The 13,702-nt window shown below is 38.4% G+C and carries 8 protein-coding genes and 2 tRNA genes; 6 read left to right on the top strand and 4 right to left on the bottom strand.

The annotated features are described in order from the left end of the window. The first annotated feature begins 2 nt into the window (after positions 1-2). From FNJ88_RS08845 to FNJ88_RS08835, 3 genes are all read left to right on the top strand, one after another. Positions 3-2,375 (top strand): JAB domain-containing protein, encoded by a 2,373-nt coding sequence (locus tag FNJ88_RS08845; protein ID WP_024565605.1) that lies wholly within the window; start codon positions 3-5, stop codon positions 2,373-2,375. 75 nt (positions 2,376-2,450) lie between these two features. Then, complete coding sequence (locus FNJ88_RS08840; protein WP_024565606.1) at positions 2,451-3,131, top strand: hypothetical protein; 681 nt, start codon at positions 2,451-2,453, stop codon at positions 3,129-3,131. Further along, entirely contained in the window at positions 3,124-8,250 is a 5,127-nt protein-coding gene (locus FNJ88_RS08835; RefSeq protein ID WP_024567399.1) for a helicase-related protein, read from the top strand. The genes FNJ88_RS08840 and FNJ88_RS08835 overlap by 8 nt, the downstream gene beginning before the upstream one ends. 73 nt (positions 8,251-8,323) lie before the next feature. On the opposite strand, the gene FNJ88_RS08830 is transcribed toward FNJ88_RS08835, so the two are convergent. From FNJ88_RS08830 to FNJ88_RS08815, 4 genes are all read right to left on the bottom strand, one after another. Continuing rightward, positions 8,324-8,395 (bottom strand) — tRNA-Glu (locus FNJ88_RS08830). Between the two features lie 25 nt (positions 8,396-8,420). Beyond that, positions 8,421-8,675, bottom strand: coding sequence for a 30S ribosomal protein S20 (gene rpsT, locus FNJ88_RS08825; RefSeq protein WP_143852825.1), 255 nt, complete (start codon positions 8,673-8,675; stop codon positions 8,421-8,423). Between the two features lie 88 nt (positions 8,676-8,763). Further along, positions 8,764-8,835, bottom strand: a tRNA-Glu gene (locus FNJ88_RS08820). Positions 8,836-8,895: 60 nt separating this feature from the next. Then, positions 8,896-10,191 (bottom strand): N-acetylmuramoyl-L-alanine amidase, encoded by a 1,296-nt coding sequence (locus tag FNJ88_RS08815; RefSeq protein WP_143853902.1) that lies wholly within the window; start codon positions 10,189-10,191, stop codon positions 8,896-8,898. 53 nt (positions 10,192-10,244) lie between these two features. Between FNJ88_RS08815 and FNJ88_RS08810 the strand changes: the two genes are divergently transcribed. From FNJ88_RS08810 to FNJ88_RS08800, 3 genes are read left to right on the top strand one after another with little or no spacing between them, the layout of a single operon-like run. Next, a complete protein-coding gene (locus FNJ88_RS08810; RefSeq protein WP_143852824.1) occupies positions 10,245-12,830 on the top strand; it encodes a putative LPS assembly protein LptD in 2,586 nt (861 codons plus the stop codon). Between the two features lie 48 nt (positions 12,831-12,878). Further along, the gene (locus FNJ88_RS08805; RefSeq protein WP_143852823.1) at positions 12,879-13,259 is read left to right on the top strand and encodes a Rid family detoxifying hydrolase; all 381 of its coding nucleotides are present in this window, start codon (positions 12,879-12,881) and stop codon (positions 13,257-13,259) included. Further along, positions 13,260-13,700, top strand: coding sequence for a hypothetical protein (locus FNJ88_RS08800; protein ID WP_143852822.1), 441 nt, complete (start codon positions 13,260-13,262; stop codon positions 13,698-13,700). The last annotated feature ends 2 nt before the right edge of the window (positions 13,701-13,702 follow it).

Genomic DNA, 13,702 nt, shown 5'->3' with positions numbered 1-13,702 from the left:
AGATGGAAACAGAAACGATCAATTACCAGAGCAAATATGGACCGAACACGAATTTCCAATTTCCGACGGACGAGGATACGCAATATCTCAAAACGTCGGCGGGCGAAATATTACCGTACAAACTCTTCAGTGGGAGAAATGATGCTGACCCAAATTCCGCCATCCTACGGGAAAAGGACAATCAAGGTTACGCCAATGACTTTGCGCTCGTAGAGCGGCAGTTTTCGGAAAACAAAAGTCTTTCATTCATGGCGGGAACCAAAATTTCTGATGTGAACGATGTGGCTTGGCTTTTCCGTGCGCTTGAAGACGAGGCGGTGGAACACACCTTTGCACTCTACAAATTCAAGGACGACAGTTATCTCGTTCAACATCTTTCGACAGGCGGAATTACTTCCACCGTTGTGGATTTACGGTTGTTGACGGGAAACGTCTTCAAAATGCAGCCCGAAAGCATCACGCTCGTCCACAACCATCCGAGCGGACAACTGATTTCGAGCAAACATGACCGACTCATGTTGCAAAGACTGCACGAAATTTTCGACCATACAGGAATAAAGGTGGAAGACGGCATCGTCATCAATCTGCGTTCGGGGAAATATTTGGTATTCAACGGAGATTTGGGAAGCGACCGTGTTCTGGAACTTTCCGAGCAAAATCAACAGCAGGGAAAAGTCAGCACCTTTTCCTTTAACAAGCAGATTTTTGCCGCCAATTATCAGCCGTTCAAAATCAACAGTCCCGAAGATTCCGCCGCCTACATTTCAAGCCAAAAGTTTGGACTGTCCGACAAGACGGAAGCCATCATCCTGAACAATGCGAACGACATCGTTGGGAAATTCATTCTTCCGCAGCATCGACAGTTCGAGAAACTGACCGAACTGATGACGATTCACGCCGGAACGGGTGTCATCCTTTATGGAAACAATGTAAACGAGCAGATGTACAAGGAATACCGCGACAAACTCGAACTGATGGGGTTCACGGCTTTGGATGCGATTTTATTGGAAAGCGGAAACTACCACTCCCTTTACGAAAAGACCAAAATCAACGTCTATGACCACCTTTTGGACAAATTCAGCAAGAACCATCTGAATGCGGAACCCATTGTCGGCGTATCGGAAAACAACCTAAATAATAGTTACTCTAAAAATTTTAGAAATATGGAAGAACCACCACAAAAGGATTACGTCAAACTGTTTATTGACGATTCCGAAGGTCATACCAAGCACGAATTTGAAATCTCCTTGACGGAAGACGACAAAGTGAACTACAGCCAGATTGCCTCAAAAATCCAGCTGTATCGAAAGCCGGAAGACCATGTTTTGCTATTCGTTGGCGGAGAACTGCTTACCTACGAGGGAAATGAGGAAACAGAAAAAATCATCGATTCCCTTAAAAGTCTTTTTCTTCCCGATGAGAAAAAACGGAGCAATTTATTCAGCCAAAGTAATTTTCATTCGAGATTTAAAGAAGAAATGGATGCCACAAGGTCAGGATTTTCGATAGACGACATCATTGGAGAGCCTTCTATAAAAGATTACGCCAAAATGAACGGAGATGACTTAACACAACACCTCAATAAAAACAAAGAATATTTTAACAATCAAACCCCAAACATTATGGAAACACAAAAAGAATTCAACCAGGTAGATTATCTAAAAAATCAGCTTAAATACCTCGGTTTCGGCGAAGACGAAAAACTTCACAAAGAATTGGAAAAAGGCATCAAGTCCAAAAACCAGCAATTCGAAATCAAAACTTCCTCGGACAAGGCACTGCCCGGAAACAAGGTTGATTTTGCCTTGAAATTCAACAAGACGGAAACGGGTGGTGTTTTCCTCAACTCTTACGACGCCAAATTGAAGAACGAGAAAGGCGAAGAAATCACCCACAATTTTTCGGTAAACAGAGAAAATACCTTTACCGCAAAAGAAGCCGTAAATCTTTTGGAGGGACGGAGCGTGAAAATCGAGTTCCACAACCCCAAAAGCGACCAGTCGGAAACCGCCTTCGTGCAGTTCAACTTTGAGGAGCCAAAGACGGAGAAAGGAAACTATATGTTCCAGAATTTCTACAAAAACTACGGTGTCGATACCGACAAAATCGTGGAAAAAGCCAACCTCGTTTTCGAAAAGCCGGAATACAGGGATAACACCATCAAGTCACTTGAAAAAGGAAATGTGGTGAAAGTGAAATTTGAAATGGACGACAAGGTGGTGGAAGGAAAAGCAGTGCTCAATCCGCAATACAAGAACCTGAACCTTTACGACAACGACATGAACCGCATCAACACCAACAAACCTTTGCAGGGAATGGAAAATGAAGAAAAACAGGAGAAAGCCCATGTGAAGGAACAGAGCATCAAACGATAATAAATAATACCTGACTATTATCCGAAGGCGGTAAGTCAAATTTTGATTTGCCGCTTTTTTTAAAATGTAATCATTATGAACATCAAATCCATATTTTTAGTTTTCGTTTCAGTATTTATCCTAAATTCCTGCCACAAGGAAATCAAATCCGAAAAAGGCGGAATCGACCTCATTACCAATGTCTATTTTGATGCCTCCAGAGGATTGGACAAGATGCAGAGTTTCCACATCTCGAAAATGAGTTATTCGGAAAACCAAATTATCGAACTGGTTCCAAACCACACCTTTCCCGAAATGAATCAAAATGCCTATCTCGTGAGAGATTCTTTCTGCTATCCATTGGATGCTGAAAACGGCAACATCATACTTTCCGATATTCTTGAAAAACAAAAACCCGCATTGGTTTGGAACAAGAAGGACGGCGCCATATTCTCAAAAGAAATGATTCCGAACTATAATAACAGGCGGAAACTCTCCGACACGGTGTTATTCAAGAAAAAATACAGACGCTTCGAAATCAATTCGCCTTGGAACTATACCCGTTTCTACATCTATCCGACAGACACGATTCTGCCGTATTCCCTCTACAGACACGCCGAAAAGGATTATGGCGGAAGATTGGAGCGCATCGATTCCTACAATAAAAAGACCGACATCTTTGTAAGCCTGCAACTGCTTCCAAGAAAAAACTGGGACGACACGGCGAAAGACATTTTTGAGTTCAACCACTTCGTAAAAAACAGAAAAAGTGAGTGAGACATCCTATTTAAATCATTCTAGTTCAGAAATTTCCATTATTGAGGGAACTAAAAACGAACTGATTGTCTTTAACAGCGATAACGACAAAGATTCGTTTTTGGAACTTTTGAAACTAAACAATCAAAACAACGGCAGAACCCTTGTAACACTCAATTATAATGAAAATACTGGAAGCTTTGTCGAACGGTTTAAAAACTACGACGGAAAGATATTTCTGTGTCTAACCGGTGATGATGACGGAAATAGGTCTACACAAAAAATCCTCAATGAATTTCAAAATAAAAATATCAAGGACATCCGCCTGCTGTATGGAATTTCTGAAAATGGGAACCAAAACCTGGAAGAATATTTAAAAAATAAACTCCAAGTTCAAGAGAAAAATACTACTTTAGTTGAACAAAAAACGATAAGAAATGAAGACGATGGAACTCAATCCGAAGGAATTTCCGACACTCAGCACTTGGGAGCCGAACTTTCTCAACGAAATTCTGGAGAATCTAACCAAACAAGCAAACCCAAGCAAAACGGAAATCACTTTGGAGGACAAGCTGTGGACGGCAACCATACTGGAAATGGACTTGAAGACACAATCTGGAAGCATCTGGTCGGAAAACCAGAGCGAGGACCCGTTGACGGAACACAACCGCAAAATGCTGCAAAAAATGAGGGAGCAGAACATTCCTTGGGCGGAATCGTATCCGGGAGAAATGTATCCAATAGAATAGCAGAAATAGTAAAAACATCTACTCAAAACAATGAGGCATTAGGGGTTCTTATTTCAAAATATAAAGGTCAAAAACTGACCAATGAACAAGTTGCGGAAGTTGTTTCCGCAGCTTGTTTTGTTTCCAGCGATAAGCAAGTTAAACTCAAGGAAAGTCTTAACATTACCGAGGATTTAAAAGAGATCTGTCATCAATTCAAAAGTGGCGGAACAGCTAAAGAAGGCAGGGGTATTTTGGATGAATACTACACCGATTCAAGGATTGTAGATGCCGTCAGAAATTTAATCAAAGACCAGTTTAAGAACAGGCAGGAAATTTCGGTATTGGAACCCAGCGTTGGAACGGGAAATTTTCTGTATGCAGTGAAAGAATTGGGAATCAAGTCCAATATCACTGCCTTTGAAATCAACGAAACCACCGCAAAGATTGCGAAAATCCTTCATCCCGAAGCCCACATCCATCTCCGCTCCTTTGAAACCGAGTTTATCGAAGAGAAAGGCAACAAGAAGGAATTTGCCGAAAAATACGATTTGGTTATCGGTAATCCACCCTACGGCGACCATCGCGGATTATACAAAGGTTTGGGAGAAGAACCCAAAATCTCCAAATACGAGGACTATTTTGTCAAAAGGTCTTTAGATTCTCTTAAACCCAATGGAGTTTTGGCAATGGTGCTTCCTTCGGGTTGGTTGAACCGACAAGCCCAACTAAAAAATGCAGATATTTTGGAAGGTTTTCGTCTGCCGAATGGTGCTTTTGCCGGAACTCAGGTAGGAACGGACATTATTATTCTGCAAAAAAATTCCCAGAAAATTTCTACAGATATTTCCAATTATTTTGAAAAACATCCCGACAGGATTTTAGGGGAAACCCGAGAGAAAACCAACCGTTTTGGGAGGTTGGAAAACTATGTCTATGGAAATTTAGAGGACGCCTTATCTAGGATTGAGCAACTCAAAAATAAAAAGCAGACCGAAAGAATTGGAAACCTCTTTGAAGATTTGTTTTTGGAGGTTGATCAACCTAAAGGAGAATCAAAAAGCAAAACTTTAGAAAACACCATTCCCGCTAAAACAGAAGAAATTGACCTTGCAGAAACGAAAGATAAAATTGAGCAAGTTCTTTCCAGACTTAATGAAGTAAAATTCAAATCTCCCGCAATTGAAAAGGAGATTGAGAAGTATTTCAAACTCCAAACCCAAATTTTTGATAATCCCCCAAATTTTTCGAAAGACCAAATTGATGAAATTCATCGTAAAGCGGATAAAATTATCCAGTCCCACAAAGAGAAAAATGCGGAATATCGAATTCAGACCAAACCGGAAATCAAGAAAGGGGTTTTAAAATACCAATTTTTCAAAGCCGATGAAATTGTGAATGCCTCGCTTCAGAACAGTACCGATATTACTAAAGAACAGATTGAGGCATTTCGGGACACTTCCTACGACGGCACATTAAACAATCACGGTAAGCACTACCAATTTGCCAACTATATGGACGGAAATTGGGTTCACGATTTTTATTACGCCGAAGGGAATATCTACGCCAAATTAGAACAACTGGAAATAGACTTTAAGGACAGGTTCTCGGTTGGCGGAACAGAAAATCAATATGAGAAACAAAAGGATTTACTCCTCAATGTTCTTCCAAAACCAAAAACTTTAGACGAAATCTCAATCAGTCCGAATCATGAATTTGTCCACCAGTTTGATTTGGGATCCATAGAAAAGGAACGCTGGAATCAAAACACAAGACAGACGGAAACTGTAACGGTTCCCTATAATCTTGCAGAAAAATTCAAGGATTTTGTCGGAACGCTTTCCAGTGAGGCATTTGCAGGTTCTTCATCTTGGGAAGTAAGAAGTTTTGTAGACAACGAAAACGTTACCGGAAGCGACAAGGAACGGAATGCCTTGGTTCGCGAAAGACGAAAAGTCGCCGCCAACGACTTGTTTCAAAAATTTTTGAGGGAAGAATTGTCGGACGCTTTAAGGAAGCGTTTTGTCAATGATTTTAACCGAAACTACAACAATATCTATGTTCCGGACTATTCAAAGTTTCCTTTGTTTTCAAAAATCCATTTGAATTTTAAAGGTCGAGAACTTAGATTAACTGAAGTTCAGAAAGCCGGAATCGGAAGGCAGACCACGAAAGGTGTCGGATTACTTGCACATGAAGTGGGATTTGGAAAAACATTGTCTGGAATCCTGTCAATGCACGAAGCGATGGAAAGAGCAAATGCGAAAAGACCGCTGATTGTCGTTCCCAATGACAGCATTCTGAAACAGTGGGTGGAAACCATTTTTGAAACCATTCCCGAAGCCAAAGTGAATGTCTTGGGAAATCTCGGAAAAGACTTCGACCTCTCAAAATTCGACAACAAGGATGGGGAAATCACCATCGTCACTTACGAGGGTTTTAACAATATCGGTTTTTCTGAAAATATTACCCAAAATCTGGCTTCCAAGTTCTCCTATATTTCAGAAAATGAATTAAGAAGTGTAAACACCATCAGCGAAAGGGATTTTCAGAAAGAACTGGAAAAAGAAAAAGAACTGGTGGGTAAAATGAAGCGTGGCAAGATTTACGATTGGGAAGACTTTGGTTTTGACCATCTGACTTATGACGAAGTCCACAACGCGAACCATATCGTAGGAAAAGTAAGAATAAAAGACCGCCGATTTGCTTCAGACTTTAGAAATCAAAACCAGCAGACTTCAAAGTTGGGTATCAATACTTGGATGGCTGCGCAATACATCCAAGAAAAGAACGACGGTAGAAATGTTACCTTGCTTTCTGCAACGCCATTTACCAATAAACCACTGGAATATTATTCTATTCTCTCCTTGATTGCGAACAAGAGATTAGAAGAATCGGGCTACTTCAATGTGAATACCTTCTTTGAAACCTTTATGGAGGCAGACAACGACATGGAGATTGACGCAAAAGGTGATGTGAAATTCAAGGCGAATGTTCGACGTTTTAAAAACAATTCGCTGTTTCAGCAACTTTTATCTGAATTTATTGATATCAAAGGCGAAGAAGACAATCCAGAATTGGTGCGGCCCAACCGAATCAACAAGGAATATAAGATTGAGCAGAACTATTTAACGAGTGAGCAATACGAAATGCTCAATGAAAACTTTACCGAAACCCAAAAAGGGGCAATTCTTACGCATATCCTTAATGCCCGTTTGATTGCGATTTCACCATATCTTTCTCCCTATTATGAAGGAGAAGAACCGTCTTTAGAAGAGTTTATAGAGGATTCTCCGAAACTAAAACAAACGATGGATTTGATTCGGCAGAACAAAAACGACATTCCGGATTCGGGACAGATTATCTACTCTGAATTAGCTGTTTCGGAATTTCCGAAACTAAGGGAATATTTGGTACGGGAGGTCGGCTACAAACCGGAAGAAGTCGGAGTCATCACCGGAGCAACCAGCAAACCAAACCGTTTAAAGATTCAAGATGATTTCAATTCCGGAAAAATAAAGGTGGTCATCGGAAGCGAGGCGATTCAGGAAGGAATGAACCTTCAGGAAAATACGACGGATATTTACATGCTTTCTCTTCCGTACAACTTTACCTCTCTACGGCAAGTGGAAGGTCGTGCTTGGCGACAAGGAAATAGGAACGAAAATGTAAGAATCAACTTTATGTTGACCAATGACAGCATTGATGTCTTTATGCTTCAAAAATTGCAATCCAAACAGGCAAGATACTTGGAGGCAATGAAGAAGGGAGCCGATGTTTTAGATATTTCTGACATCAGCACGCAGGAAATGAAAACCGCCATCATCACGAATCCCGAAACCAGAGCGAATATAGAAATTGAACTGATGAAAAAGCAAATTGAAACCGAAAAAAATAAATTTTTGGCTGATTCTGCTTTTGTGCTTCGAAAATATGACAGTTTTATTAAAATTCAGGAAGAAGTAACTAAAGCGCAACATAACTACAACCGAATCTTAGGCTATTCCAAGGAAGAGGGCGACAATGCCGAATACTGGAAAAACCAGCTTCCATTTTATCAGAAAACGATTGATTTGACAAAGGAGAAAGTCCAAGAGGAAATTGATATTCTTTCTCAAAAAGGCGTGAATGTGACGGAGATTGAACAGCAGACAAAAATTACTGAAGATAAGATTGCTGAATTGGATAAAAGGTTGGAGGATTTGCCTAATGTTCGGGAGGGATTGGTTGAGAAGTATAGGGAGGAGAAGGAAATGCAGTTGAAAATTAATGAGAGTAGGGGTTATTTAGAGGAGAGAATGGTGGAGAATTCACAATTATTTAAGACGAATATTATCAGAGTAATTGATAAAAATTTTGAAAATGAAAATGTACAAAAAATAGAAATACAACAATATGGAAGAAAGAGATAATAAAAAAACAGGGACTTGAAGTCCCTGTTTTAGTCCCCGCTATGCGTAAATCACTGATTTACAGCGTGTGTAGTAGCCCGTAGGGGAGTCGAACCCCTCTTACCAGGATGAAAACCTGAGGTCCTAACCGATAGACGAACGGGCCAGTGCGTCTTTGTATTTTTATAAGGTTACGCTAGAGCGTTAACGTGCTTAGTCAACTTACTTTTAAGGTTTGCTGCCTTATTTTTGTGGATGATATTTTTCTTTACCAATTTATCCAACAAAGAGATTACTGATGGCAACTGAACTGTCGCTGCAGCTTTATCCTCCTCACTTCTCAACACTCTCAAAGCTGTTCTAGCAGTTTTGTGGTAGTATCTGTTGATTACTCTTTTCTTTTCGCTTTGTCTGATTCTCTTCAGAGCTGATTTATGATTTGCCATATCTTTCTAAAAACTTGGGTGCAAAGATAAAAAATCTTTTTTAATTACAAAACTTTTTTTTTAAAAACTTTTCAAAATTTTCTTTTAGTAGCCTATAGGGGAATCGAACCCCTGTTGCAAGACTGAAAATCTTGAGTCCTTACCACTAGACGAATAGGCCTTTGCTTTGAGGACTGCAAAAATATTAATTTACTTTTGATCCTGCAAGGCCCTTTTGCATTTATCTTGAATTTTTCTGAATTACGGTATTTTTAATTCCTTTATCATCCAGTTCCTTCTGAACTTTCACAGCCTCTTCCAAGGTTGCAAACTTCCCATATGTATAATAAAACCTTCCTTTCTCCTTGATACGGTTCACTTCTTTAAGTGAATTCAAAATATAAGAGTTAGAACTCAGTTTCTGATCGCTTACAGCCAGTTCTATCGTGTAATATCCAATTCCCAGTCTTTGGTTCGGAATGAAAGAGATGGAGCTGGCATTCCTAAAGCCTGCATCTTTTACCGTTTTTAAATTATTATCGCGTACGGAAGAAAAATTAGTAACACTGTAATAATATTTGTACAAATCATTTTCTTTTATGGTCAAAATATAATTAAGCCCTTTCAAAGCAGGATCTGTATGGGTATATTTTACCGGTGAAGACATTAATAAAATTCTAAAATCATTTTTTAAAGGCTTTTCTTCCGGTTTTTCCGGTTCTTTCGGTTGCTTTTGCGCGCTACCATTTCGGTCCATAGTGCCTCTGTATTTACTAATCGCATCGTAAATACTTTCTGCAATATCACTTTGTCCCTTATCAGACGCTAAATATCTGGCATCCTCATAATTATTTACAAATCCTGTTTCAATTAAAACAGACGGCATTGCATTCATTCGTAAAACGTGTAAGTCTGCTTGCTTAATTCCACGCGAAATTCTTTTGTCTTTATTTACAAAGTTATCTTCCACGATACTCCCTATGAGCAAACTACTTTCTAAATATTTACTTTGTTGAATTTTAAGTGCGATTAAGGATTCCGGAGATGAAGGGTCATAAGACGCAAAAGTCTCACGGTCTTTCTCATCCAAAAAAATCACATCATTTTCTGCTTTCGCAACTTCCAGATTCTTTCTATTTTGATTCGGACCTTGAATAAAGGTCTCCGTCCCAATTGCTGTTGATGAAGATGATGCTGAAGAATTAACATGTACACTCAAAAATAAATCTGCCTTGCTGCGATTCGCTAGAGTAGTTCGGGAAGTGAGTGATGGGTATTCATCAATCTTTCTGGTATAAATAACTTTGTAATCTTTATTTTTTTCCAGCATTCTACCCAATTTGAGTACAATGGCTAAAGTGACATCTTTTTCTCGTACTATACCCAAATCACTATAACTCCTATTTGCTCCATGGTCACTCCCTCCATGGCCTGCATCAAGAACAATAGTGAACTTTTTTTGAGCAGTTGGAAGAAAGAATATCATCGTAAAAAACAGGAATAAACACTTTTTAAAAGAAAAACTATCCGTAATCATCATTAAATTTTAAAAATTATATTAATTTTGACGCCAATTATAGATTAAGCGCTTTGGTCAAAACTGGCTTCAAAAATATACTACAAATTCTAATTATCCTAATTTTTAACAATTTTTTAGCACATCTCGGGGCTCAAAACTTGACTGAAAATAAGATGGTTAATCAACCTATTAATAGGAAAGACACCGTTGTTCTCAAAAAAGAACAGCTCGAATCTGTTGTGAAGACAAAAGCAGAACGCATCCGAAACGATATCCCAAAAAAAATGACTTACCTGAATAAAAATGCTCAGGTTAATTACCAGGATATGGTTATTGATGCAGATTACATTTCGATAGATTGGGATAAATCATTAATTTACGCCCGGGGTGAAGTTGATTCTATTGGTAAGATTAAAAATCCTGCAAAAGCAACGCAAGGTGGCAAAACTTATGAATATGATGAGTTTACTTATAATATTAAAACCCGGCAGGCAATCGCTTTCAATGCGAGGACCGAAGAAAGCGAAGGCGTAATTGTGGCGGAAAAAACCAAAAAATATAATGATTCAGTATTCTTTATGAGACGTGGGAAATACACGACCGATGAATATTTCATTAAGAAAAAAGATACGATTGCCGACTATTATTTACTCGCTCCAACGATTAAATTAATTAAAGGAAAAGAGAAATCTCAAGTGATCACAGGTCCTATTCAACTCTATATTGAACAGGTCCCCACTCCCTTAATTATGCCTTTCGCCATCTTACCATTTTCTGATAAAAGAAGTGCAGGAATACTTATCCCAAGTTTTGGGGAACGTGAAGATGTTGGGTTCTTCCTGAATTCACTGGGTTACTATCAACCCATAGGCGAACATTTCGATTTCAAGATCCTTACTGACTTTTACACTAAAGGAAGTTGGAATTTAAGGCCTGAGGTCAACTACAAGAAAAATTATAAATATACCGGAAATTTCTCCGCAGATATAGGAACAACCATTCGAGGAATCAAAGGATTGGATGATTACTCAAAGACCGGAACCTACCGTATTGCGTGGAGACACCAACAGGATACTAAAGCAAACCCCTTTCTAACTTTCTCTGCGTCAGTTGATGTAGTGAGCAACAAATTCTACAACAATACGGTTAATAACAATTATGCATTTAACCAAAACAACCTGAACGCACAGCAAAACTCCTCGATAAGTGTGGTGAAAAGATTTCTGACTTTACCAATAACCATTACAGGAACCTCTTCTTATTCCCAGAATTTCTCCACAGGACTGGCAGATTTAAAGCTCCCAGTGCTCAATGTTGCTGTGAATCAATTTTACTTATTTAAACCTAAAACTGGAGTTAGACAAGGTCTTTTAGAAAACATCACAGTAAACACTGGCTTAAATTTAAACAACTACGTTCAAACCAATGAAGGTGAACTCTTTACGAAAGTAATGTGGGACAAAATGCAAACGGGATTAAGAAATAACATTTCTTTGGGAACCAATACAACTGTGGCAAAATATTTTACGTTTTCAGTCTCTGCAAATATTGATAATGCCCTAACTACAAAAACCTTAACCCGTACCTATAATCCAATTTCAAATAAAGTAGAAGATATTCTTAACAAAAAAATTGCTGGCTACTCTTCTTTTTCTACCAGTGCCAGTTTACAGACGGTGTTGTATGGAATGTTGAATTTCAAAAAGGGTTCGGCCATTGAGGCTGTCCGTCATATGATTACTCCACAACTTGGTTTCAGTTACTCACCTGATTTTTCAACACCTGCATTTGGGTATTTCAAAAACTACTATAATGATCGTGGGGAAATGACTCCTTACTCTATTTTTGACCGAGGGATCATTGGATCACCAAATTCTGGATTGGTACAATCACTTAACTTCTCTCTCAACAATAATGTGGAAATGAAAGTAAGATCTAAAAAAGATTCTACTGGAGTTAAAAAATTGAAGATTTTTGAAAGCTTAAATTTCAATACGAGCTATAATTTTGCAGCTCCGATCTACAAATGGTCAATGTTTAGCTTTAATGGACAAACCACTCTATTTGAAAAACTTAACCTTAATACCAGTTTAACATTAGAACCATACGAGATCACCTTTGCACCAGGCCAGGAATATGGAGTTCGCACCGAAAATTTTGGACATTTCAGTATACAGGGTTTTAACGCACAACTTTCATATCCATTAAGTGAAGCAATTTTTGGTGAAAAAGAAGATATTTCGAAAATGTATAAAGCTAAGGGAGAGATTAGGAATGAAAGTTATTATTTCGACGAAGATAATTACGCTCGCTTTACACAGCCATGGACCTTAAACATTAACGCACAATATGGTTATACCAAAAGCTTAACGCGATTTGGCAATAGTGTAGCCTCTGTAGGATTAGACGGAAGTCTTAAATTGACACCTTATTGGAATTTGACAGGAAATCTATACTATGATGTCGTAAATAAAGAAATTGCGAACACTCAATTGGGATTTTCGCGAGACCAACGGAGTTTTACCATTAATTTTAACTGGATTCCCTTTGGACAGTACAAAGTATATGATTTCTTTATTGGGATCAAAGCTAATATCTTGCGCGATGCACTTAAATACAAAGACAGAAGCTTTACACAACCAAATGCACCATTTTAAATTTCAATTAAATAAATTAAGTTTTATATTTGCCAAATTCTCATTTATATGAAAAAAATAATAACGACACCAAAAGCTCCAGCAGCAATTGGTCCATATGCACAAGCAAATTTTGTAAACGGAGTACTGTATATTTCAGGACAGATTCCTGTAAACTCTGAAACAGGTAACGTTGAAGAAGGAATCGAAAAAGCAACGCATCAGGTAATGAAAAATCTGGAAGCAATTTTAACGGAAGCTGGCTTAACTTTCAGTCATGTTGCTAAAGCAACTATCTTTTTAAAAAATATGGATGATTTTGCCGTGATGAATGAAATTTACGCTTCTTACCTAAATCCAGAAAGTTTCCCAGCTCGTGAAACAGTTCAGGTTTCTTGTTTACCGAAAAATGTGGATATTGAAATTTCTATGATCGCACACCAATTTTAAATGAATTTCTTCAGAAATATTTTTGCCGTTCTTACGGGTTTAGCGGTTGCAGCTTTACTTATCTCCTTGGGTATCAGACTTAATTCCTCATGGGTTAATTATGATTTCGCACCGTTTCAACGGTGGGAGAGTTTGCTAAAATCAATGGAACATAAGCCTTACTTTTTTGTTGCATTGCTTATCTCTTCGGGAATCGCAGCAACAGTTGGCGGCGTTGTTACCGCGATAATCGTGAAGTATGCAAAAGTGGCATACGCCATTTTAATTGGCTTTATTCTTCTTTTTATAGCGATGTTAGACATCATCATTTTTCCTTATCATCCAACTTTTTATAAAATTCTTATATTTCTTACTTTCTTTCCCTTTGCCTGGATCGGCGGAAAGATTACAGAAGTTCTTTATGAAAGAAAAAAAAGACGAAGAAAAAAATTATTTAAATAAAA

Origin of the sequence: Chryseobacterium sp. SNU WT5 (genome assembly GCF_007362475.1) — a bacterium.
Classification (GTDB): Bacteria; Bacteroidota; Bacteroidia; order Flavobacteriales; family Weeksellaceae; genus Kaistella.
The sequence above is the reverse complement of the archived record's forward strand: the minus strand, read 5'-3'. Positions and strand labels throughout refer to the sequence as shown.